This window comes from Streptomyces rimosus (genome assembly GCF_008704655.1).
In the GTDB taxonomy this organism is placed as follows: Bacteria; Actinomycetota; Actinomycetes; order Streptomycetales; family Streptomycetaceae; genus Streptomyces; species Streptomyces rimosus.
Genome location: NZ_CP023688.1, coordinates 2081144 through 2103328, shown reverse-complemented (window position 1 = coordinate 2103328; position 22185 = coordinate 2081144). Strand labels below are relative to the sequence as shown.

Below are 22185 nucleotides of genomic sequence, written 5' to 3'. Positions count from 1 at the left end.
GCGTGGCGGTCAGCCGCTCCGCCCGCGCCGTACGGCCCGGGGCCCGGCCACCCGGGCCCCCAGCGCCGTCACGCGCGCCCGCAGCCCGCGGTCGGCGGTGACGACCACGGTGTCCGGGCCCCGGTCCGCGTCCCGTACCAGTTCCACGATGCGGTCGTCGCCGCTGCCCGGCGCCTCGACGACCTCCACCCCGGGCAGCGGCGCCACACCGCGCGCCGCGCCCTCCACGACGAGGACCAGCCGGACGGGCGGCCCGTCGGGCGCGAGCCCGGGGAGCCCGTCGGCCGCCTGTTCCGCCAGTGCGTCCCGCAGCCGTTCGGCCGCCGCGCGGCGGTCCCGCCACCAGCCGTCGGGCACCGAGCCGATGACATTGGCCGCGTCCACGACCACCAGAGTGCTCATGGCCCCAGCGTGGCACGCGGAAAACTCCTGTCGTACGACGCGGCCGCGGCCGTACGCTGCCGGGATGCCCACCACCGAGAACGCACCCGGCCTGGTTCGCCGTTCCGCCCGCGTCCTGCTGCTCGGCACGGACGACCGCTTGCTGCTCTTCCGCGGCCATCTGGACCCCGCCCGCCCCGGGGCCGGGCACTGCTGGTTCACGCCCGGCGGCAGCGTCCAGGAAGGCGAGACGCCGCCCGAGGCGGCGGCGCGGGAGCTGGCCGAGGAGACCGGGCTGCGGGTGCCGCCCGGCGCGCTCGGGCCGCTGGTCGCCCGTACCTCCGGATACGCCGAACTGCCGTGGGCGAGCGGCGAGTTCGAGGACGTGTTCTTCCTGCGCCGCGTCGCCCCGTACGAGGTCGACACCGGCGGGTTCCGGGAACACGAGCGCGCTTCCGTCACCGGGCACCGCTGGTGGCCGGTGGACGAACTGGCGACGACGGCGGAGACGGTGTTCCCGTACGGGCTGCCGCCGCTGCTCGCGGACATACGCGGCGGCCGGACACCGGCCGAACCCGTGCGACTGCCCTGGCACCACTGAGCACAGCGGTACCAGGGCAGTCGGCGCGGATGCCGTCCCCGTTACGCGGGCACGCTCGCCACACCCGGGGCGAGGAACTTCTTGCCGTTGACGCGCTCGGAGACGCCCTCGCGGTCCAGGTACGGCGTGATGCCGCCCAGGTGGAAGGGCCAGCCGGCGCCGGTGATCAGGCACAGGTCGATGTCCTGCGCCTCGGCCACGACGCCCTCGTCCAGCATCAGGCCGATCTCCTGGGCCACCGCGTCCAGGACACGGTCGCGGACCTGCTCCTCGGTCAGGACGGAGTCGCCCTGCTTGAGGAGCGCCTTGACCTCCGGGTCCAGCTCCGGCTTGCCGGAGTCGTACACGTAGAAGCCGCGCTTGCCGGCCTTGACCACGGCGGCCAGGTTCGGCGAGACGGTGAAGCGGTCCGGGAAGGCGCCGTGCAGCGTCTCGGAGACGTGCAGGCCGATGGCCGGGCCGACCAGCTCCAGCAGCACCAGCGGCGACATCGGCAGACCGAGCGGCTCGACGGCCTTCTCGGCGGTCTCGACGGGGGTGCCCTCGTCGATGACGTTCTGGATCTCGCCCATGAAGCGGGTCAGGATGCGGTTGACCACGAACGCCGGGGCGTCCTTGACCAGCACAGCCGTCTTCTTCAGCGACTTGGCGACGGAGAAGGCGGTGGCCAGCGACGCGTCGTCGGTCTTCTCCGCGCGCACGATCTCCAGCAGCGGCAGGATCGCGACCGGGTTGAAGAAGTGGAAGCCCACGACCCGCTCGGGGTGCTTGAGCTTGGACGCCATCTCGGTGACCGAGAGGGACGAGGTGTTCGTGGCGAGGATGGCGTGCTCCGGCACGACCGCCTCGACCTCGGCGAACACCTGCTGCTTGACGCCCATCTCCTCGAAGACGGCCTCGATGACGAAGTCCGCGTCGCCGAAGGCGGCGGCCTTGTCCAGGTGGCCGGTCACCAGGCCCTTGAGGCGGTTGGCCTTGTCCTGGTTGACGCGGCCCTTCAGGAGCAGCTTGTCGATCTCGCCGTGGACGTACTCCACGCCCTTGTCGATCCGGGCCTGGTCGATGTCGGTCAGCACGACCGGCACCTCCAGGCGGCGCGCGAAGAGCAGCGCCAGCTGGGAGGCCATCAGGCCCGCGCCGACCACGCCCACCTTGGTGACCGGGCGCGCGAGCGACTTGTCCGGGGCGCCGGCGGGGCGCTTGGCGCGCTTCTGCACCAGGTTGAAGGAGTAGATGCCGCTGCGCAGCTCGCCGCCCATGATCAGGTCGGCGAGGGCCTGGTCTTCCGCGTCGAAGCCCTGGCGCAGGTCGCCGTTCTTGGCGGCGGCGATGATGTCCAGCGCGCGGTACGCGGCCGGGGCGGCGCCGTGCACCTTGCCGTCCGCGATGGCCTTGCCGCGCTGTACGGCCTGGTCCCACGCCTCGCCGCGGTCGACATCGGCCCGTACGACCTCGGTGTCGCCCTTGAGGACCGAGGCGGTCCACAGCAGCGACTGCTCCAGGAAGTCCGCGCCCTCGAAGATCGCGTCGGCGATGCCGAGGTCGTAGACCTGCTGCCCCTTGAGCTGCTTGTTCTGGTTGAGCGAGTTCTCGATGATCACCGAGACCGCGCGGTCGGCGCCGATCAGGTTCGGCAGCAGGACGCAGCCGCCCCAGCCGGGCACCAGGCCGAGGAAGACCTCGGGCAGCGAGAAGGCGGGCAGCGCCTTCGAGACGGTGCGGTACGTGCAGTGCAGACCGACCTCGACGCCGCCGCCCATCGCGGCGCCGTTGTAGTACGCGAAGGTCGGCACGGCCAGGCCCGACAGGCGCTTGAAGACGTCGTGGCCGCCCTTGCCGATGGCCAGCGCGTCCTCGTGCCGCTTGAGCAGCTCGACGCCCTTGAGGTCGGCGCCGACGGCGAAGATGAACGGCTTGCCGGTGATGCCGACGCCGGAGATCTTCCCGTCCTTGGCCTCCGCCTCGACCTGGTCGATCGCGGCGTTCAGGTTCGCCAGCGACTGCGGGCCGAAGGTGGTCGGCTTGGTGTGGTCCAGGCCGTTGTCCAGCGTGATCAGCGCGAAGGTGCCGGCGCCGGGCAGCTCCAGGTGCCGTACGTGCGCCTGGGTGACGACCTCGTCCGGGAACAGCTCGGCCGCGCCCTTCAGCAGCTCGGTGGTGGTGGTCACTTGCCTGCTCCCTCGAAGTGCGGGTTCTCCCAGATGACCGTGCCGCCCATGCCGAAGCCGACGCACATGGTCGTGATGCCGTAACGCACCTGCGGCTGCTCCTCGAACTGCCGGGCCAGCTGCGTCATCAGACGCACGCCGGAGGAGGCGAGGGGGTGGCCGAAGGCGATCGCGCCGCCGTACTGGTTGACGCGCGGGTCGTCGTCCGCGATGCCGTAGTGGTCGAGCAGCGACAGCACCTGGACGGCGAACGCCTCGTTGATCTCGAAGAGGCCGATGTCGTCGATCGTCAGACCCGCCTTGGCCAGGGCCTTCTCGGTCGCCGGGACCGGGCCGATGCCCATGACCTCCGGCTCGACGCCCGCGAAGGCGTAGTCCACCAGGCGCATCTTGACCGGCAGGCCCAGCTCGCGGGCCACGTCCTCGGCGGCGATCAGCGAGGCGGTGGCGCCGTCGTTCAGGCCCGCGGCGTTGCCGGCGGTGACGCGGCCGTGCGGGCGGAACGGCGTCTTGAGGTTCGCCAGGTTCTCCAGGGTGGTGCCCGGGCGCATCGGCTCGTCGGCGGTCGCCAGGCCCCAGCCGGTCTCGCCGCCCTCCGGGTTGGTGCGGCGCACCGAGATCGGCACCAGGTCGGCCTGGATCTTGCCGTCGGCGTACGCCTTGGCGGCCTTCTCCTGGCTGCGTACCGCGTACTCGTCGGCGCGCTGCTTGGTGAGGTGGGGGAGGCGGTCGTGGAGGTTCTCCGCCGTCATGCCCATGAAGAGGGCCGACTGGTCGACGAGCTTCTCGCTGACGAAGCGGGGGTTGGGGTCGACGCCCTCGCCCATGGGGTGGCGGCCCATGTGCTCCACGCCGCCCGCGACGGCGATGTCGTACGCGCCGAAGGAGACGCCGCCGGCGATGCTCGTCACGGCGGTCATGGCGCCGGCGCACATCCGGTCGATGGAGAAGCCGGGCACGGACTGCGGGAGGCCGGCGAGGATGCCGGCGGTACGGCCCAGGGTCAGGCCCTGGTCGCCGATCTGGGTCGTGGCGGCGAGGGCGACCTCGTCGATACGGGCCGGGTCGAGGTCCGGGTTGCGGCGCAGCAGCTCCCGGATGCACTTGACGACCAGGTCGTCGGCGCGGGTCTCGTGGTAGATGCCCTTGGGGCCCGCCTTGCCGAACGGGGTGCGGACGCCGTCGACGAAGACGACGTCCCTAGCGGTACGAGGCACGTTGGCTCTCCTCCAGGTGCGGGATGGCACTGCTGCGGGCGCGCCCGGGGGCGCGTCCCGGTCCTCATGCTACTTGTGGGTAACCATGGTGCCCAGTCCTCTTGGGGTCTGCGGTGAAGGTCACAGGGGGGCTTGTTTCGGCTGGTGGGATATGCGGTGCCTCTGCGGTTCACCCTGGCGCGTTGGGTTCGGTGGGTGGGGGCTCGGGGCCCCGCAGGGGTCACTCCTCGGCGCCTGGAGCGGCCGAAGTGTATGGACGCAACCGGGGCTTCGGTCGCCTGCGGGGAGACCCCTACGTGTCCCCGAGCCCGGTTCGTGCGCGGCTTTCCCGCTCGTTGTGGCTGGGAATGCGCTCCCTGTGCGCATTGGTGCCATTGCGGTCTTATGGTGCAGGTATGCGTACAGATGGGAGCGAAGTCGTGACCAAGCGTGTTCGAGTTGGTGGGGCTGTGTGTGCTGTCGCATTGGCCGGGGGGTTTTTGGCCGGGTGTGGGGGCGATGACAGCGGGGGTGGGGGGTCGTCCGCCTCGCCTTCGGCCTCGGCCCCCTCGCAGTCTGCTGGGGGTGGGGAGTCGTCGGGGGCCTCCTCCGGTGGGATGACCGAGGATCAGCGGTCGCGCAAGGCGCTCGTTCCGGAGGCCAAGATCTCGTATGACCAGGCGCTCAAGGCTGCTACGGGGGCGGTGTCGGGCTCCAAGGGGGTGTCGGTGGAGCTCAAGCGGGGGAGTGGCGGCAAGCCTGAGTGGGTTACGGAGGTGGCCGGTGAGGATGGGAAGGCCGGCACCGTGCGGGTTGACGCGGTTTCCGGGAAGGCGGGGGCGCCGGAGGCCAAGAAGAACGATGACGATGACATGAGGGAGCTGGCGGACCGGCTCAAGCGGGCCACGGTGACGCCGCAGCAGGCCGCTGCCACGGCCACGGGGCGCAAGAGCGGGACGGTTACCGCTGTGGAGCTGGACACCAATGACCAGAAGAAGGAGATCTGGTCGGTGGATGTGGTGACCAAGAACGACTGGAACAAGACCACGTTCGATGTGGACGCGGCCAGCCGGAAGATTCTGCGCGAGCACGTCGACCGGGACTGAGCCTCCGGGGGCGGGCCGGGATCGCCGGGCCGCCCCCGGGGAATCAGGCGCCGGTCGAGGTCAGGGCCTCGGTGAGGATCGGGGTGACCTGTTCGATCTGCCAGGGGCGGGCGCCGTGGCCGGCCAGGACGGCCGCGACGGCTTCCTTGGTCGGCTCGGCGGGGGGCTCCCAGCACAGGCGGCGCACCGTGTCGGGGGTGATCAGGTTCTCCTGGGGGAGGTTCAGGTCCTCGGCCAGGGCGGTCACCGCCGTACGGGCGGCGGCCAGGCGGGCCGCCGCCGCCGGGTCCTTGTCGGCCCAGGAGCGGGGCGGCGGGGGGCCGTTCAGCGGCTGGCCGGGCTGCGGCAGCTCGCTTTCCGGCAGGGCGCGGGCGCGGTCCACGGCGGCCTGCCACTGTTCGAGCTGGCGGCGGCCCATGCGGTGGCCGAAGCCGGCGAGGGCGGCGAGGGCGTGGGTGTTGGGGGGCAGGTTCAGGGCCGCTTCGATGATGGCGGCGTCGCCGAGCACCTTGCCGGGTGAGATGTCGCGGCGCTGGGCGACCTCGTCACGGGTGGTCCACAGTTCCCGTACGACGGCCATCTGCCGGCGGCGGCGGACCTTGTGCATGCCGGACGTGCGGCGCCAGGGGTCCTTGCGGGGCGGCGCCGGGGGCGCGGCGGCGATGGCCGCGAACTCCTGGTGCGCCCATTCGAGCTTGCCCTGCCGCGACAGCTCGTCCTCCAGGGCGTCGCGCAGGTCGACCAGCAGCTCGACGTCGAGTGCGGCGTAGCGCAGCCAGGGTTCCGGCAGCGGGCGGGTGGACCAGTCGACCGCGGAGTGGCCCTTCTCCAGGGCGTAGCCGAGGACGTTCTCCACCATGGCGCCGAGGCCGACGCGGGCGAAGCCGGCGAGGCGGCCGGCCAGCTCGGTGTCGAAGAGCCGGGACGGGACCATGCCTATGTCGCGCAGGCAGGGGAGGTCCTGGGTGGCGGCGTGCAGCACCCACTCGGCGTCGGTGATCGCCTCGCCCAGCGCCGAGAGGTCGGGGCAGCCGACCGGGTCGATCAGGACGCTGCCGGCGCCTTCGCGGCGCAGCTGCACCAGGTAGGCGCGCTGGCCGTAGCGGTAGCCGGAGGCCCGTTCGGCGTCCACCGCCACCGGACCGGTACCGGCCGCGAAGGCCGTCACGACTTCGGCAAGTTCCTCGGCCGTGGCCGTCACGGGCGGGGTGCCCTCGCGCGGTTCCAGCAGGGGGACCGGCGCCGGGCGGGTGTCCGGAGGCGAGTCTCCGGGTGTTCGCAGTGTCGAGTCTTCTGCGGTCTTTTGGGCGTCGGTCACCAGTCAAGGGTATCTGTGTATGCACTGCGCCCGTCGAGGGAACGTTCCCTCGACGGGCGGGACGGTGGTGTTCCGGGGGCGGAGGTCAGTGGATGATGCCGGTGCGCAGGGCCACGGCGACCATGCCGGCCCGGTCGCCGGTGCCCAGCTTGCGGGCGATACGGGCCAGGTGGCTCTTGACGGTGAGCGCCGACAGGCCCATCGAGACGCCGATGGCCTTGTTGGACTGGCCCTCCGCAACCAGCCGCAGCACCTCGACCTCGCGTCCGGACAGCTCGCGGTAGCCGCCCGGGTGGCCGGGGGCGCCCGGGGGGCGGCGGTGCATACGGGCGGCGTTGGCGCCGATGGGCGCGGCGCCGGGGCGGCCCGGGAGGCCGAGGTTGGTGCGGGTGCCGGTGACGACGTAGCCCTTGACGCCGCCGGCCAGGGCGTTGCGTACGGCGCCGATGTCGTCGGCGGCGGACAGGGCGAGGCCGTTGGGCCAGCCGGCCGCCCGGGTCTCGGACAGCAGGGTCAGGCCGGAGCCGTCGGGAAGGTGGACGTCGGCCACGCAGATGTCGCGCGGGCTGCCGACGCGGGGACGGGCCTCCGCGATGGACGACGCCTCGATCACGTCCCGTACGCCGAGCGCCCATAGGTGGCGGGTGACGGTGGAGCGGACGCGAGGGTCGGCCACGACGACCATGGCCGTCGGCTTGTTCGGGCGGTAGGCGACCAGGCTCGAAGGTTGCTCGAGGAGAACTGACACCGGGCCTCCTGGGGGGAGTGGCGGGACGGGAGCCGACATTTGGGGCGAGTCGGAATGCTCCGTCTTTGAAGGGTCACTGACCTCTTCGGCATCAAACGGGCTCGACTTTAGAGTTTGATCTCAACTTAGTTAGGTTCATTTCGGGCAAATCGGTCGCTTGATCGACTGGAGGGTGATCCGGCGGTGGAAGGTTGCCGGGAAGGCGTTCGAGGGGTGTGGGGGAGGAGGGTGTCCGCCTGCCCGTCAGGCGGTGCGCCGGTGGGTGCGCGGTGGCGCCGGGCGGTGCGTCCGTACGCTGCCCGCCACTGCTGTACGCCGGCGGGTGCGTCACCGCGCCGGAGGGCGTACGGGGACGCGCGCCCCCCGGTGCGCCAGTGCGCGGAGCGCGTTCAGCGTGCCTGGGGTCCCCGGCGCTGCGGCAGGGGCACCACACCGCCCCGCGGCGACGGCTCGGGAGCGGCCGGCGGCAGGCCCGCCACCTGGCACAGCAGGTCGCACCACGCCGACAGGTGGGCCGCGGTGTCCGGCACCCCGCCCTGCCCCTCCTCCGGGGTCCACGAGGCGCGCATCTCCAGCTGGGTGGCCGGCTCCCGCTCCGCGAGGCTGCCGAAGGAATGCGAACTGGCCCGCGTGACCGTGCCGCCGATCTCCCCGTACCGCACGCCGCGCGCGTCCAGCGCCCCCGTCAGCCAGGACCAGGACACCTCCGGCAGCAGCGGGTCGGCGCCCATCTCCGGCTCCAGCTCGGCACGCGCCAGCGTCACCACCCGGAAGGTGCCCTGCCATGTGTCGTGCCCGGCCGGGTCGTGCAGCAGCACCAGTCTCCCGTCGGCCAGATCCGCGTCCTCCCCCTCCGGCCCGGCGCCCGGTTCGACGACCGCCGCCTCCAGCGCGTACGCGAAGGGCGCGAGGCGCTTGGGCGCGGGCGTCGGCTCGATCTCGATCTCGGGGCGCAGCCGTGCCGTGCGGAGCGCCTCGATCGCCTGACGGAAGGGGATCGGTACGTTGTCCGCGCTGTCCGCGAGGTGTTCGTGAGCCGCAGCCATGCCCGGAAGATTAGGCGGAAGGAGCCGCTGGGTGAGGGAGGACACCCGCTGCGCGCGTCGCCCATTCGGAGGCGCCCTCGCGCGCGTGCGAAGATTCGGTGTGTGAGCGCCAACGACCGCCCCACGGGCCAGCAGCAGACCGGTACGTACGACTCGGCCTTCCTCAAGGCATGCCGCCGGGAACCGGTGCCGCACACGCCCGTGTGGTTCATGCGCCAGGCCGGGCGCTCGCTGCCGGAATACCGCAAGGTCCGCGAGGGCATCGCGATGCTCGACTCCTGCATGATGCCCGAGCTGATCACCGAGATCACCCTGCAGCCGGTGCGCCGGCACGGCGTCGACGCGGCGATCTACTTCAGCGACATCGTCGTGCCTCTGAAGGCCATCGGCATCGACCTGGACATCAAGCCGGGCGTTGGCCCGGTCGTCGAGAAGCCGATCCGTACCCGCGCCGACCTGGAGCAGCTGCGCGCGCTGGAGCCGGGCGACGTGTCGTATGTGACCGAGGCCGTGCGGATGCTCGTCGGCGAGCTGGGCAGCACGCCGCTGATCGGCTTCGCGGGCGCGCCGTTCACCCTCGCCAGCTACCTGATCGAGGGCGGCCCCTCGCGCAACCACGAGCACACCAAGGCGATGATGTACGGCGACCCGCAGCTGTGGGCCGACCTGCTGGACCGCCTGGCGGACATCACCACCGCCTTCCTCAAGGTGCAGATCGAGGCGGGCGCGAGCGCCGTGCAGCTCTTCGACTCCTGGGCGGGCGCGCTGGCCCCCGCGGACTACCGCCGCTCCGTCATGCCGGCCTCCGCCAAGGTCTTCGAGGCGGTGTCCGGATACGGCGTACCGCGTATCCACTTCGGTGTCGGCACCGGCGAGCTGCTGGGCCCGATGGGCGAGGCGGGCGCGGACGTCGTGGGTGTCGACTGGCGCGTCCCGCTGGACGAGGCGGTCCGCCGGGTCGGCCCCGGCAAGGCGCTCCAGGGCAACCTCGACCCGGCGGTGCTGTTCGCGCCGCGGGAGGCCGTCGAGGGCAAGGCCGACGAGGTGCTGGACGCCGCCGCCGGCCTGGAGGGCCACATCTTCAACCTGGGTCACGGCGTGCTGCCGAACACCGACCCGGGCGCGCTGACCCGCCTCGTCGAGTACGTCCACGAGCGCTCGGCCCGCTGACCGCGCGGGCGGGCCGCCGGTGCTCCGGCGGCCCGCCGTCCGCTCAGCCGCCCGCTTCCCGCACCGCGGCCGCCGCCTTGCGCGCCGCGACCAGGACCGGGTCCCACACGGGGGAGAACGGCGGTGCGTAACCGAGGTCGAGGGCGGTCATCTGCTCGACCGTCATCCGCGCCGTGAGCGCCACCGCCGCCACGTCCACGCGCTTGCCTGCGCCTTCCCGGCCGACGATCTGGACGCCGAGGAGGCGTCCGGTGCGCCGCTCGGCCATCATCTTCACGCGCATCGGGCGGGCGCCCGGGTAGTAGCCGGCGCGGCTGGTCGATTCGATCGTGACGGTCACGTACTTCAGGCCGACCGCTTTCGCCTGCTCCTCCAGGAGGCCGGTGCGGGCGATCTCCAGGTCGCAGACCTTGGAGACGGCGGTGCCGACGACGCCGGGGAAGGTCGCGTAGTCGCCGGCCACGTTCGAGCCGATGACCTGGCCGTGCTTGTTGGCGTGGGTGCCCAGCGCGATGTGCCGGGTCCGGCCCAGTACCAGGTCCAGCACCTCCACGCAGTCCCCGCCGGCCCAGACGTTCTCGTATCCGCGCACCCGCATCGACAGGTCGGTGAGCAGCCCGCCGGTGTCACCGAGCGGCAGACCGGCCCGTTCGGCGAGGGTGGTCTCGGGCCGTACGCCCAGGCCCAGCACGATCACGTCGGCCGGATACTCGCCGTCGTCCTCGGTGGTCACCGCGCAGGCCCGCCCGGAGTCGTCGGTGCGGACGCCGGTGACCACCGCGCCGCGCACCGTCTCGATGCCCATCCCGCACATCGCCTCGTGGACGAGCGCTCCCATGTCCGGGTCGAGCGTGGACATCGGCTGCTCGCCGCGGTCCAGGACCGTCACGTCGTAACCGCGGGTGACCAGCGCCTCGGCCATCTCGACGCCGATGTACCCGGCGCCCACCACGACCGCCTTGGTGCCCTCGGTGGCCTGGAGGGTGTCCAGCAGCGCCTGCCCGTCGTCCAGCGTCTGCACGCCGTGCACGCCGGGCGCGTCGATGCCCGGCAGCGGCGGGCGCAGCGGCCGCGCGCCGGTGGCGATCACCAGCTTGTCGTAGCCGGTCCAGGACTCGGTGCCGCCGCCGTCCAGGTCGCGGGTGCGGACCCGGCCGCGGTCCGGGTCCAGCTCGACGACCTCGGTGCGCATCCGTACGTCGATGTCGCGCTCGCGGTGCTTCTCCGGCGACCGGGCGATCAGGTCGTCCGGGCCGTCCACCGAGCCGCCGACCCAGTACGGGATGCCGCAGGCGGAGTAGGAGGTGAAGTGACCGCGCTCGAACGCGACGATCTCCAGGTCCCCGGGCTTCCTCAGCCGCCGGGCCTGGGACGCGGCGGACATGCCCGTCGCGTCGCCGCCGATGATCACCAGTCGCTCCGCCATCGCGGGGTGCTCCCTTCTCGTGTACGGCCCTGTTTCGTGTACGGCCCTGCGCGGACCGTCTGTCCCGTACGGCGCAGATTACGGGTCAGAGCGGATAACCGGCCGGGGTGGCCCGGACCGTGGTCCAGCGGGTCTCGGTGAACGCGTCCAGGTTGGCCGTGCCGCCGAAGTGCGCGCCGGTGCCGGAGGCGGCGAGGCCGCCCATCGGCGCGACCGGCTCGTCGTTGACCGTCTGGTCGTTGATGTGCAGCAGCCCGGTCGGTATGCGCTCGGCCAGCTCCAGCGCGCGGGCGGTGTCCCGGGTGACGACGCCGAGCGCCAGCCCGTATGCGGTGTCGTTGGCCAGTGCCACGGCCTCGTCGGTGGTGTGGAACTTGCGTACGGGAGCGACCGGCCCGAAGACCTCCTCGGCGTAGGCGGGGGAGCGGTCGTCCACGTCGGCCAGGACGGTGGGCCGGTAGAACAGCTCGCGGTGGCTGCCGCCGGCCGCGAGCCGGGCGCCCGCCGCGGTGCTCGCCTCCACCAGGCCGTGGACGCGGTCCCGCTGCCCGCGGTCGATCACCGGCCCGAGCTGGACGTCCTCGCGGTACGGATCGCCGACGGCGAGCGAGTCCGCCTTGGCCGCCAGCCGTTCGATGTACTCCTCGTACAGGGAAGCGTGCACGAGGTGGCGGCCCGAGGACATGCAGATCTGGCCCTGGTGGAAGAAGGAGGCCCAGGCAGCGGCGGACATGGCGGCGTCCAGGTCCGCGTCCTCCAGGACGAGGAAGGCGCTGTTGCCGCCCAGTTCCAGATGGGCCCGCTTCAGATGGCGCGCGGCGAGCGCGCCGACATCGCGGCCCGCGTTCGTCGAGCCGGTGAAGGAGATCACCCGGACGTGCCGGTCGCCGACCAGGGCCTGCCCGGCCTCCGCGCCGCCCGGCAGCACGTGCAGCAGCCCCTCGGGCAGCCCGGCCGCCGCGAAGACCGCCGCCACGGCGTGGCCGCCGCACACCGCGGTGCGCGGATCGGGCTTGAGGACGACCGCGTTGCCGAGCGCCAGGGCCGGGGCTACGGAGCGCATGGCGAGGACGAGCGGGACGTTGAACGGCGCGATGACGCCGACCACGCCGGCCGGCACCCGGGTCGCGTACGACAGGCGCGGCGCCGCGGAGGGCAGCACCTGGCCCAGCGGATGGTGGGCGAGGGCCGCGGCCTCGTAGCACTCCTCGGCGGCGGTCCGGATCTCGAACTCGGCCTTGCCGGGCACGCTCCCGGCCTCCCGGATGATCCACTCGGACAGTTCGGCGGCGTGCTCGGTGATCAGGTCCCCGGCCCGGCGCAGCACCGCGGCGCGCTCCGTGTACGGGGTACGCGCCCAGGAGCGCTGGGCGGCCGCGGCCTCGGCGGCGGCGCTCTCCACGTCGGCGGGGGCGGCCAGGGTGAACGAGGCCAGCGGTTCGCCGGTGGCCGGTTCGACCGCCGTGGCCCCGCCGCCGTGCAGTGTGGGCCGGTGTGCCGGGTCGAGCAGGGGCATCGCGCAACCTCCGGTCGAGGGGAACGGTTGAGGAATGAACCAGTTCGGTTCATCCTCTCGCACCGGTGATCGACGAGGACGGCGGGGTGCGGGCCTTGCGGGCGCCGCTCCAGGGAGGCAGCGTCACTGAGGACGGCGGGCGGGAGGGGGGGACCGTGTCCAAGGAGGACCTGTGGACGCGTACGGCGGTGACCGTGGCGGCGCTGGTCGGCCTCGCCCTCAAACTCCTCGTCCCGGAGCGGGTGGACGCGACGGCCGTGGCGCTGCTCGTCCTCGCGCTGATCCCCTGGATGTCGACGATCCTCCAGCGGATCGACACGGTCGCGGGCGGCGTGGTGCTGCGCGAGATCAAGAAGACCCAGGCCGGTCAGCAACAGGAGATGGAACGGATGAAGTTCCTCTTCGAGCACCTGGTGCCGCGCGAGGAACTGCGGCACCTCCAGGCGCTCGCCGACGGGACACCGCTCCCGTACGACAGCGGTTACACCCGCCCGCTCCTCGACGCCGAACTGCGCCGCCTCACCGGCACGGGCCTGATCGAACGTCTGCCGGGGCGCACGTTCGCGCAGATGGGCGAGGTCGGGGACGTGCGGGAGCACTTCGCCCTCACGGACGCGGGCAGGGCGTATCTGGAGATACTGAACGGCTACCGGGCCCGCGAATGAGCGCTCCGTCCGGTCAGCGTTCGAGGGTGAGGGCGAGGCCCTGGCCGACGCCGATGCACAGGGCGGCCAGGCCGGTACCGCGGCCGCGGGCGGCCAGCTGATGGGCCACCGCCCCGGCCAGCCGGGCCCCGGAGGCCCCCAGCGGATGCCCCAGCGCGATCGCACCGCCACGCGGATTGACCACCTCCGAATCCAGACCGGGCCACTGCGCCAGACAGCCCAGCGCCTGCGCCGCGAACGCCTCGTTCAGCTCCACCACCGCCAGATCCCCCAAACCCCGCCCGGCCTTGTGCAGGGCGCGGCGCACCGCCTCGACCGGGCCCAGGCCGAACAGCTGCGGCTCGATGCCGGTCACCGCGCTCACACCGATGCGGGCCAGCGGGTCACGGCCGGTGGCCCGCAGCCCCCGCTCATCGGCCAGCAGCAGGGCGGCGGCGCCGTCGCTCAGCGGAGAGGCATTGCCCGCGGTGACCGTCCCGCCCTCCGGGCGAAAGGCCGGCCGCAGCCTGCCCAGCGCCTCCGCCGTGGTGGTGGCCCGGATCGACTCATCACGGGCCAGATCCACCCCCGGCACCGGCACCACCTCAGCCTCGTACGCCCCCGCCTCCCAGGCACGCGCCGCCTTGCGGTGACTGGCCAGCGCAAACGCATCCTGCGCCGCCCGGTCGATGCCGTACTTGTCGGCGATCAGCTCCGCGCCCTCGCCCAGCGCCACCGTCCACTCCGGCGCCATACCAGGGTTGGTCATGCGCCAGCCCAGCGTGGAGGAGAACAGCTCCTGGTGCCCGGCCGGAAAGGCCCGCTCGGGCTTGGGCAGCACGTAGGGGGCGCGGCTCATCGACTCCACCCCGCCGGCCAGCACCACCTGCGCATCGCCCAGGGCAATACTGCGGGCAGCCTGGATCACCGCCTCCAGGCCGGAGCCGCACAGCCGGTTGACCGTCACCCCCGGCACCGTCACCGGCAGCCCGGCCAGCAGCACCGCCATCCGCGCCACATTGCGGTTGTCCTCCCCCGCCCCGTTCGCATCCCCGAACACCACATCATCGATCCGCGCCGGATCCAGCCGCGGCGTGCGCTCCACCAGCGCCCGCACCACATGCGCCGCCAGATCATCGGGCCGCACACCACTGAGCGCACCGCCATACCGGCCGACCGGCGTCCGCACCGCATCCACCACATACACATCACGGGCGCCCCCAGCGCCTCGTGCACCCTGCTCGGTCATCAGCCCGCCCGCCCTGTCCGCTCGAAGATCGGCGCTACCGCCCCGAGTCTTTGCCCGCCGCGTACGGCTGTCAACGGGCCCCCGGGGCGTCACCCTCCCGTGTGGTGTCCGTGCCCTCCGGCGCGGCTTCCGCGGGGTACTGCCGCGGCGGTGCCGGGGGGACGTCGAACGTCCGCGTACGCCTCGGCAGCCGGCCCCGCAGCACCCGCCACAGCCCGTACACCAGCGCTCCGGCCGCGAGGAACGGCAGCGCCGCGCCGACCGCCACCAGCAGCCACCGCACCCCCGCCGTGAAGGCGTCCCAGCCGCTGCTGAGCGCGTCACCGAAGGTGGTCTCCCCGTCGTCGTCCGCCGCGTCCGGCTCGCGCAGCACCAGCGTGACCGTGGCCATGCCGGTCTGCTCCTTCAGGGACTTCAAGCGCGCCTGTAGGGACTCCAGTTCCGACTGGCGGCGGCTGAGTTCGGACTCCAGCGTGACGATGTCGCCGATCGACGTGGCCTTGTCCATCAGCGCCCGCACCCGCGCCACGCTGGCCTGCTGCGACCTGATGCGGCTGTCGGTATCCACGACCTGGTCGGTCACGTCCTTCGCCGAGACCTGGCGCTCCTTGAGCGTGCCCAGGCGGGAGAGCCGGTCCAGCAGCCCGTCGTACGCCTCGGGCGGCACCCGCAGGACGACCCGGGAGCGCTCCCGGCCCTCGCCGTCCCGGTCGGTGGACTCGTCCTCGACGTAGCCGCCGGTGCCCTTCGCCGCCGTACGGGCCTTGGCCAGCGCTCCCGGTACGTCCGCGGCCTCGACGGTGATCGTCGCCGTACGGATGATCTGCGCCGTCGAGACCTGCGTGGGCTTCCCGGTCCCGCTGCCCGCCCCGGACCCCGCCTTGCCGTCGGCCGACGCCGCGCCGCCAGGCGCCTTCGGACCGACCATGCCCTGCTCGCCCCGCGCGGAGCCCTTGTCAGCCTGCGGCGCGCTCGCCGGCCCGGAGTCGCCCTGCCCGGCGGCCCCGCACCCCGCGACCGCGAGGGACGCCGCGAGCAGCGTTCCCGCGGCCGCCCGCCGCGCCCCGTACGCCCGGCTCGCTGTGCCCATGATCCGTACCCCCCCGAAGTGGTGTGCTGTCGTTGCCACTTCGACGGGGCGGGGGAGCCGTGGGTTGCCGTTCGTGGGTCGCGATGCGGTCACGGACCGGACTCCGGAGGAGGCGGCTTCTGAGAGAGTGGGGGCATGAGCACAGCGCACACCAGTACGGGCCGCGCGCCCGGAAGTCACGTCGTCGTCATCGGTGGGGGCATCTCGGGCCTGGCGGCGGCCCACCGATTGCTCGGTGGCGGTGCGCGGGTGACCGTACTGGAAGCGTCCGGGCGGTTGGGCGGCAAGCTGCGCGCCGGGGAGATCGCGGGTGTACCGGTCGATCTCGGTGCCGAGTCGATGCTGGCCAGGCGGCCGGAGGCGGTGGACCTGGCGCGTGCCGTGGGCCTCGGGGACCGGCTGCAGCCGCCCACCACCGCGACCGCCGCCCTGTGGACGCGCGGCGCGCTGCGGCCGATGCCCAAGGGCCATGTGATGGGCGTGCCCGGTGACCTGGGCCTGCTGGCCGCCTCCGGCGTGATCTCTGCCGAGGGCATGGCGCGGATCGCCGAGGACGAGACGCTGGCGCGTACGGAGGTCGGCGCGGACGTGGCGGTCGGCGCGTATGTCGCCGAACGGCTCGGCCGCGAGGTCGTGGACCGGCTCGTCGAGCCGCTGCTCGGCGGCGTCTACGCGGGCGACGCCTACCAGATCTCGATGCGCGCCGCCGTACCGCAGCTCTTCGAGGCCGCGCGCGCCGAGCGCTCGCTGATCGAGGGCGTACGGGGCATCCAAGCGCGCGCGGCGGCGCGCGCCGACGGGCCCGGCCAGGCGCCGGCGCCGGTGTTCATGGGCATCGACGGCGGTGTGGGCACGCTGCCGGGCGCCGTCGCCGACGCGGTAAGGGCCGCGGGCGGCACCATTCGTACAGAAAGCCCCGTACGGGAGCTGCGCCGCACCGCCGGCGGCTGGCGCGTCGTCCTGGACGGCGGGGACGGCCCGGCGGCGCTGGAAGCGGACGCCGTGGTCCTGGCGACGCCGGCGCCCGCGGCCGCCCGGCTGCTGGCCGCCGAGGCGCCCGTCGCCGCCACCGAGCTGTCCGCCGTCGAGTACGCCTCCATGGCCCTGGTGACCATGGCCTTCCGCCGTGCGGACGTGGAGGCGGCGCTGTCCGGCAGCGGCTTCCTCGTCCCGCCGGTCGACGGCCGCAAGATCAAGGCGTCCACCTTCGCGAGCAACAAGTGGGGCTGGCTCGCGGACGCCGACCGGGACCTGTTCGTGCTGCGCACCTCCGTGGGGCGCTACGGCGACGTGGCCGACCTGGAGCGCGACGACGCCGACCTGGTGGACCTGTCGCTGCGCGACCTCGGCGAGGCGGTGGGACTGGCCGCCCGGCCCGTGGCCCAGCAGGTCACCCGCTGGGACGGCGGGCTGCCGCAGTACCCGGTCGGCCACCTGGACCGGGTGGCCCGCATCCGGGCCGAGGCCGGAAAGCTGCCCGGCCTGCGGGTATGCGGGGCGCTCTACGAGGGCGTGGGCATTCCGGCCTGCATCGCGTCGGCCCGCGCGGCCGCGGACGACATCTTGGACACCCTGCCGCAAGCCGCCGCACCGGCCGAGTGAGAATGGACCCATGACTGACGCTTCCGCCCCCGCTCCCGAGAAGACCCCGAACGCCGGCAAGAAGGCGAAGGACCTGAACGAGGTCATCCGCTACACGCTCTGGTCGGTGTTCAAGCTGCGCGACGTGCTGCCCGAGGACCGCACCGGCTACGCCGACGAGGTCGAGACGCTGTTCGCGCAGCTCGCCGCCAAGGATGTCGTGGTGCGCGGCACGTACGACGTCTCCGGTCTGCGCGCCGACGCCGACGTGATGATCTGGTGGCACTCGGAGAGCTCCGACGCGCTCCAGGAGGCGTACAACCTCTTCCGCCGCACCAGGCTCGGCCGCGCGCTGGAGCCGGTGTGGTCGAACATGGCGCTGCACCGCCCGGCCGAGTTCAACAAGTCGCACATCCCGGCGTTCCTGGCCGACGAGGTCGCCCGCGAGTACGTGAGCGTCTACCCCTTCGTGCGGTCCTACGACTGGTACCTGCTCCCCGACGAGGACCGCCGCCGGATGCTCGCCGACCACGGCAAGATGGCCCGCGGCTTCCCGGACGTGCGCGCCAACACGGTGCCGTCCTTCTCGCTGGGCGACTACGAGTGGATCCTCGCCTTCGAGGCCGACGAGCTGTACCGCATCGTCGACCTCATGCGCCACCTGCGCGGCTCCGAGGCGCGGATGCACGTCCGCGAGGAGGTGCCGTTCTACACCGGCCGCCGCAAGCCGGTCGCCGAGCTGGTCGCCGGGCTGGCCTGAGCCGGCGGGGCCGTACCGGTCCCGGACAGCGGGACAGGCCGGGTGCGCCACCCGGCCTGTCGCTCACTGAGCGGTCCGCCGCGCTACTTGCTCCCGCGCTTCCCGGCCGTCGGCAGCACCGGCTTGGGCTCCGCGCGCGGCCCGCAGTACGTGTCCCGCGCCGGGGTCCGCCCGGTCAGCAGATACCGCTCCACATACTGGTTGGCGCAGGTGTTCGTGCCGAACGAGACACCGTGCGTACCCGCGCCGCGCTCGGTCACCAGCGCCGAGCCGGGCAGCCGGCGCCGCAGCTCGATCGCGCCGGCGTGCGGTGTGGCGGCGTCCCGCTCGGCCGACAGCAGCAGCACCGGCGGCAGCGCGCCCGGCGCCGTACGCACGTCCACCGGACGGTGCGGCGCACCGGCCGGCGGCATGGCCGCCTCGCCCACGTCCGCCGCGTAGCCCATCGGGTCCTGTACGGCGGCGGCGCCCCTGGGCGAGAAGCGGGGCCAGAAGGCGCACGGCATGTTCATCCAGGCGTTGTCCCAGGTCTCGAAGGGTGCCACCCGCGCGCTCGCGGTGTTGTCCCGGTCCCAGACCCGCAGGTCACGCGGCCACAGCCCGTCGTTGCACTCCACCGCCGTATAGACCGCGTTGCCGTTCTCGTCCGACTTCGCGCCGTCCGGCAGCGGGGTGGCCTGCTTGAGGAGCGGTTTCGGGTCGCCCTTGACGTACGCGGCGAGCGCCGCCGCGCGCACCGGCCAGTACGCGTCGTTGTAGCCCGTCTTGAGGAACGCCGCCTGGAGCTGCGCCGACCCGACCTTTCCGCCCAGCGGCTTGCGGTCCAGCCGCGCCCGCACGGTGTCGTACGTGCGCAGCACCGCCCGCGGTGTCGTACCCAGGTGGTAGACCTTGTGGTGCTTGGCCACCCAGCGGGCCCAGTCCTGCCAGCGGCGCTCGAAGCCGATGTTCTGGGCGAGATTGTTGCGGTACCAGACGTGCCGGGGGTCTGGATTGACGACGCTGTCGAAGACCATGCGGCGGACGTGGCCGGGGAAGAGCGTCGCGTACACGGCCCCGAAGTAGGTGCCGTAGGACGCGCCCATGAAGGTGAGCTTCTTCTCGCCGAGCCCGGCGCGCAGCATGTCCAGGTCGCGGGCGTTGTTGGCGGACGTGAAGTGGCGAAGGGCCGGGCCCGCGTTGCGCGCGCAGCCCTGCGCGTACGCCTTCGCCTCGGCGAACTTCTTCCGCTTGAACGCCTCCGGGGGAAGCTTCGGGCTCCGGCTCGGGATCTTGGTGAACTCCGCCGGGTCCTGGCAGGACAGCGGCGCCGAGCGCCCGACGCCGCGCGGCGCGTACCCGACGAGGTCGTAGGCCCGCGCCGTCTTGCGCCACCGGTCCAGCTGCCCGTACAGCGGGAAGTTCATGCTGGACGCCCCGGGTCCGCCCGGGTTGAAGACGAGCGAGCCCTGGCGTTCCCTGGGGGAGCCGGTGGCGCGGGCCCGGCTCACGGTGAGGGAGATCTTCTTGCCCTTGGGGTGGGCGTAGTCCAGCGGGACGGCGAGGCGGCCGCACTCCACGCCGGCCGGCAGGTGCTCCTCGGGTGCGCAGTGGCCGAAGGTGATCCGGTGCGGCGCGGGGGCCGGGGTCCTGACCGGGGCCTCCGCGGGCCGGGTGGTGCCGCCGGCCGGGACGGCGACGAGGGCGGACAGGACCAGCGACCCGAGGGTGCCGTAGAGCGCTACTGCTTTCACAAAGCCGTCCCTTCGTATGGAGGCGCCGTGGAGACGCCCGGTGCGCATACAAAAGGGATAGTTGGGGCGAGGGTTGGGCTTGTAAAGCACCGCCCTCCGGTGTCGGGAGCTATGCCCCCAACGAGTGGAGCGCGGTGCGGGGGCCACGGCCGTTCGGCTCGTACAGCCTTGCGTGCGTACGGTCCCGTGTTCCTCAGCGGCAGCGGCGGCCGGAGTTGATGCACGCCACCGCGCGCGCCATCAGGTCGCGCGGCATGAAGTTGGCGAAGTCGGCGTGATCGGTCACCGGCTTGCGCAGTTGCTCGGGGAAGCTGTCCAGGGCGAAGGCGCGCGGCCGGGGGGTGACGGCGTAGGTCAGCCGCATCTGGAGCTGGGGCACGGCCTTCGTGCCGCCGGGGCAGCGGCCGGAGGCCCGGTCGGGGAAGACGAGGTGGGTGCGGTGGTTGGCGCTGTCCTTGTTCGTCCCGTCCCAGCAGCTGGGGAAGTCCAGGACGCGTACGGCCCGGCTGCCGCCGGGACACAGCGGGTACTTGTCCGCCAGCCGCCGGTCCTCGAAGCCGGTGCAGGTCCACTGCGCCCGCGCGTTGGCGGTGCCGTTGGTGAACGCCTTGGCGTCGCCGGTGATGGCGCGCAGGCCCTCGGGCATGGCGGCGACCTTGCCCGCCGGGCTGCCGCGGAAGGTCAGCGAGACCGAGGACGGCGTCAGCACCCGCCCCACGTTCCCGTCCGCCGGGTCCTGCCCGTTGCCGCTGCTCGGGCCGTCCCCGCCACTGAGGCGGCGCAGTACGGGCCAGAAGTACGCCGACTTGTCGCCGCCGGCGCAGGTGGTGCCGGCCGCGCGCAGCGAGCCGTCGGTGGAGAAGGCGTCCGTGGAGCGGTTGCCGACGTAGTCGTGCAGGTGGTGGGCGCCGTTGCGGACACCGGGAGTGACGATGAAGTTGTCGGGGTTGTTGTGCCGCTCCTCGTTGCGGCCGCAGTCGCTGGTGAAGGTGCCGGTGGACGCGCCGGGTCCGTCGCGCGGAGGGCGGGGGCCGGGGCGTACGGAGCGGATGTCGGCGAAGTCCCCTGCGGCCGGGACGCTTTGGCCCGGACCGGTGGAGCCGCTGGGGGAGCCGGAGCCGGCCGGGCCCGCGGGATCGTCGGGGGCGTCCGCCGGGGTGCGCGAGGATCCGGCGGAAGCGCTGGTGGAAGCGTCGGCGGGGGCGTTGTCAGTGGGGTCTGTCACGCTGGGTGACGAGGGTGAAGGTGACGGATCGACGGGCGGGGACCCGGACGGGGGAGTGGCGTTGTGAGCCGAGGCGTTACCGGTGACGGAGACGAAGGTGCCGGCCGAGCCGAGCACGGCGAGCAGGGCGATCAGCACGAGGTGCTTGGTGCCGAGCCGGCGCCGGTGCCGTGGGAGCTGCGGGGGCTTGTGGGGCGGTGGCGCTGGTCGTGGGGGAGGCGAAGGGCGAGGGCTCTGCGGGGGCTTTGGGCTCGCGGAGTGCCGGGGGTCGTGCATGGGCGATCACTTCTTCCCGTTCTCTCGGGGGTGTTGAGGCCGGCCGTCGGGTACCGGGCGGATTCCGGGGCCCCGGTGGCGGTGGCGGGTGGCGTGGCGGGCGGAGGCAGTGAATACGTCGCCGACGGAGTGACGGGCGTCGGTGTGGCGGCCGGCGCGTCCAGGGACGGCGGCGGGGCCGAGGGGCTCGGCGACGGGGAGGAGGTGGCCGCGTCCTCGGCGATCGCGTCGAAGTCGACGAAGCCGGTGTGCTCCAGGACGGAGATGTGGTCCAGGACGGTGCGGTTGGCGTCGTCGGCCAGGCTCCGCACGAGCGCGTTGCGGGTGGTGGCGCGCACCTGCGCGACGACGGTGAAGACCTTGCCGTGCGCGAGCCGCAGGATGTTCGCGAACTTCCGGTCGTACGCGGCCCCGCGCGCCGCGCTCAGCTCGGCCAGCCAGTGCCGCTGCTGGGCGTTGGGCCGGTCGGGCAGCGCGAGACCGAGCTGCGCCGCCACCTCGCGTACGTGCCGGTCGAGCGAGGTGTGCCCCTCGACGAGGTGGGTGCCCGCCTCCCGTACGGACGGCACGGTGCCGCGCTGCTGGGCCTGCTGGCCCGCGGGCAGCTCCCACAGGCCCGCCAGGCGTACGCGGTTGACGAAGTCACGGTCGAGCGCGGACAGCGGGCCGAACGAGGTCGCGACGGTCTGGGTGTCGGCGCCCCCGTCCTGGCCCGGCCGGCCGGCGAACGACCAGATCGGGAAGAGCAGCGCGGCCAGGGTCGCGGCGAGCGCGGTGACGACGAGGCCGGTGCCGGTTACGGATCGCATGGTGCCTCCTGATGCGGCACCGCACGCTAGTGCGCCCTGTGTCGGCCCTGTCGCCCGTTCGGGGAAGCCCCGCCAACGGCCGCCCGGCGTTGGTACGTTGACCGGTTGCCCGGGGGCCGCGGGGGCTACGGACGCCGCGGGG

The 22185-nt window shown here is 73.1% G+C and carries 18 protein-coding genes and 1 pseudogene; 6 read left to right on the top strand and 13 right to left on the bottom strand.

The window, feature by feature from the left end; genetic code table 11:
- Window positions 1-9: 9 nt before the first annotated feature.
- The gene (locus CP984_RS08675) at window positions 10-402 is read right to left on the bottom strand and encodes an NYN domain-containing protein (RefSeq protein WP_030185688.1); all 393 of its coding nucleotides are present in this window, start codon (window positions 400-402) and stop codon (window positions 10-12) included.
- Window positions 403-466: 64 nt separating this feature from the next.
- Between CP984_RS08675 and CP984_RS08670 the strand changes: the two genes are divergently transcribed.
- Window positions 467-982, top strand: a complete 516-nt coding sequence (locus CP984_RS08670; RefSeq protein ID WP_003985646.1) for an NUDIX hydrolase — start codon at window positions 467-469, stop codon at window positions 980-982.
- Window positions 983-1023: 41 nt separating this feature from the next.
- On the opposite strand, the gene CP984_RS08665 is transcribed toward CP984_RS08670, so the two are convergent.
- Window positions 1024-3150, bottom strand: a complete 2127-nt coding sequence (locus CP984_RS08665; protein WP_003985647.1) for a 3-hydroxyacyl-CoA dehydrogenase NAD-binding domain-containing protein — start codon at window positions 3148-3150, stop codon at window positions 1024-1026.
- Window positions 3147-4367 (bottom strand): thiolase family protein, encoded by a 1221-nt coding sequence (locus CP984_RS08660; RefSeq protein ID WP_003985648.1) that lies wholly within the window; start codon window positions 4365-4367, stop codon window positions 3147-3149. Before CP984_RS08660 ends, CP984_RS08665 begins: the two co-directional genes overlap by 4 nt.
- A 596-nt stretch (window positions 4368-4963) precedes the next feature.
- Between CP984_RS08660 and CP984_RS08655 the strand changes: the two genes are divergently transcribed.
- The gene (locus CP984_RS08655) at window positions 4964-5452 is read left to right on the top strand and encodes a PepSY domain-containing protein (RefSeq protein WP_003985649.1); all 489 of its coding nucleotides are present in this window, start codon (window positions 4964-4966) and stop codon (window positions 5450-5452) included.
- 43 nt (window positions 5453-5495) lie between these two features.
- On the opposite strand, the gene CP984_RS08650 is transcribed toward CP984_RS08655, so the two are convergent.
- From CP984_RS08650 to CP984_RS08640, 3 genes are all read right to left on the bottom strand, one after another.
- Window positions 5496-6770, bottom strand: coding sequence for an HRDC domain-containing protein (locus CP984_RS08650; protein ID WP_030185685.1), 1275 nt, complete (start codon window positions 6768-6770; stop codon window positions 5496-5498).
- An 85-nt stretch (window positions 6771-6855) separates the two neighbouring features.
- Window positions 6856-7518, bottom strand: coding sequence for a response regulator transcription factor (locus CP984_RS08645; protein WP_003985651.1), 663 nt, complete (start codon window positions 7516-7518; stop codon window positions 6856-6858).
- A gap of 389 nt (window positions 7519-7907) precedes the next feature.
- Window positions 7908-8564, bottom strand: a complete 657-nt coding sequence (locus CP984_RS08640) for a DUF3000 domain-containing protein (protein WP_003985652.1) — start codon at window positions 8562-8564, stop codon at window positions 7908-7910.
- Between the two features lie 102 nt (window positions 8565-8666).
- On the opposite strand from CP984_RS08640, the gene hemE reads away from it, so the two are divergent.
- Window positions 8667-9734, top strand: a complete 1068-nt coding sequence (hemE, locus tag CP984_RS08635) for a uroporphyrinogen decarboxylase (protein ID WP_003985653.1) — start codon at window positions 8667-8669, stop codon at window positions 9732-9734.
- Between the two features lie 43 nt (window positions 9735-9777).
- Here the strand turns inward: hemE and CP984_RS08630 are convergent, their stop codons facing one another.
- Entirely contained in the window at window positions 9778-11160 is a 1383-nt protein-coding gene (locus CP984_RS08630) for an FAD-dependent oxidoreductase (protein ID WP_003985654.1), read from the bottom strand.
- Window positions 11161-11245: 85 nt separating this feature from the next.
- The gene (locus CP984_RS08625) at window positions 11246-12676 is read right to left on the bottom strand and encodes an aldehyde dehydrogenase family protein (protein ID WP_003985655.1); all 1431 of its coding nucleotides are present in this window, start codon (window positions 12674-12676) and stop codon (window positions 11246-11248) included.
- Window positions 12677-12831: 155 nt separating this feature from the next.
- Here CP984_RS08625 and CP984_RS08620 point away from each other — a divergent pair, with 155 nt between their 5' ends.
- On the top strand, window positions 12832-13341 hold the full coding sequence (locus CP984_RS08620) for a hypothetical protein (RefSeq protein WP_003985656.1): 510 nt from the start codon (window positions 12832-12834) through the stop codon (window positions 13339-13341).
- A gap of 13 nt (window positions 13342-13354) precedes the next feature.
- On the opposite strand, the gene CP984_RS08615 is transcribed toward CP984_RS08620, so the two are convergent.
- Window positions 13355-14569 carry a thiolase family protein gene (locus CP984_RS08615; protein WP_151416120.1) on the bottom strand — a complete coding sequence of 405 codons (1215 nt, stop codon included), beginning with the start codon at window positions 14567-14569 and terminating at the stop codon, window positions 13355-13357.
- A gap of 70 nt (window positions 14570-14639) precedes the next feature.
- Window positions 14640-15659 (bottom strand): DUF4349 domain-containing protein, encoded by a 1020-nt coding sequence (locus CP984_RS08610; RefSeq protein WP_003984748.1) that lies wholly within the window; start codon window positions 15657-15659, stop codon window positions 14640-14642.
- A gap of 135 nt (window positions 15660-15794) precedes the next feature.
- Between CP984_RS08610 and hemG the strand changes: the two genes are divergently transcribed.
- Complete coding sequence (gene hemG, locus CP984_RS08605; RefSeq protein WP_030185390.1) at window positions 15795-17261, top strand: protoporphyrinogen oxidase; 1467 nt, start codon at window positions 15795-15797, stop codon at window positions 17259-17261.
- A 10-nt stretch (window positions 17262-17271) separates the two neighbouring features.
- A complete protein-coding gene (gene hemQ / locus CP984_RS08600; RefSeq protein ID WP_003984746.1) occupies window positions 17272-18000 on the top strand; it encodes a hydrogen peroxide-dependent heme synthase in 729 nt (242 codons plus the stop codon).
- A gap of 83 nt (window positions 18001-18083) precedes the next feature.
- Here hemQ and CP984_RS08595 read toward each other — a convergent pair whose 3' ends face one another.
- The 3 genes and pseudogenes from CP984_RS08595 to CP984_RS08585 form a co-directional block, all read right to left on the bottom strand.
- Window positions 18084-19733, bottom strand: coding sequence for an alpha/beta hydrolase (locus CP984_RS08595; RefSeq protein ID WP_003984744.1), 1650 nt, complete (start codon window positions 19731-19733; stop codon window positions 18084-18086).
- Between the two features lie 193 nt (window positions 19734-19926).
- The gene (locus tag CP984_RS08590) at window positions 19927-20958 is read right to left on the bottom strand and encodes a DUF1996 domain-containing protein (protein ID WP_167748711.1); all 1032 of its coding nucleotides are present in this window, start codon (window positions 20956-20958) and stop codon (window positions 19927-19929) included.
- A gap of 359 nt (window positions 20959-21317) precedes the next feature.
- Window positions 21318-22043 (bottom strand): annotated as a pseudogene (locus CP984_RS08585) (DUF4142 domain-containing protein); the annotation flags it as partial.
- Window positions 22044-22185 lie beyond the last annotated feature (142 nt).

Excerpts from the sequence above, each read along its gene's own strand:
- CP984_RS08675 (WP_030185688.1), bottom strand. The coding sequence starts at position 402 with ATGAGCACTCTGGTGGTCGTGGACGCGGCCAATGTCATCGGCTCGGTG.
- CP984_RS08625 (WP_003985655.1), bottom strand. The coding sequence starts at position 12,676 with ATGCCCCTGCTCGACCCGGCACACCGGCCCACACTGCACGGCGGCGGG.
- hemQ (WP_003984746.1), top strand. The coding sequence starts at position 17,272 with ATGACTGACGCTTCCGCCCCCGCTCCCGAGAAGACCCCGAACGCCGGC.
- CP984_RS08615 (WP_151416120.1), bottom strand. The coding sequence starts at position 14,569 with ATGACCGAGCAGGGTGCACGAGGCGCTGGGGGCGCCCGTGATGTGTAT.
- CP984_RS08655 (WP_003985649.1), top strand. The coding sequence starts at position 4,964 with ATGACCGAGGATCAGCGGTCGCGCAAGGCGCTCGTTCCGGAGGCCAAG.
- CP984_RS08630 (WP_003985654.1), bottom strand. The coding sequence starts at position 11,160 with ATGGCGGAGCGACTGGTGATCATCGGCGGCGACGCGACGGGCATGTCC.
- CP984_RS08670 (WP_003985646.1), top strand. The coding sequence starts at position 467 with ATGCCCACCACCGAGAACGCACCCGGCCTGGTTCGCCGTTCCGCCCGC.
- hemG (WP_030185390.1), top strand. The coding sequence starts at position 15,795 with ATGAGCACAGCGCACACCAGTACGGGCCGCGCGCCCGGAAGTCACGTC.
- CP984_RS08610 (WP_003984748.1), bottom strand. The coding sequence starts at position 15,659 with ATGGGCACAGCGAGCCGGGCGTACGGGGCGCGGCGGGCGGCCGCGGGA.
- CP984_RS08640 (WP_003985652.1), bottom strand. The coding sequence starts at position 8,564 with ATGGCTGCGGCTCACGAACACCTCGCGGACAGCGCGGACAACGTACCG.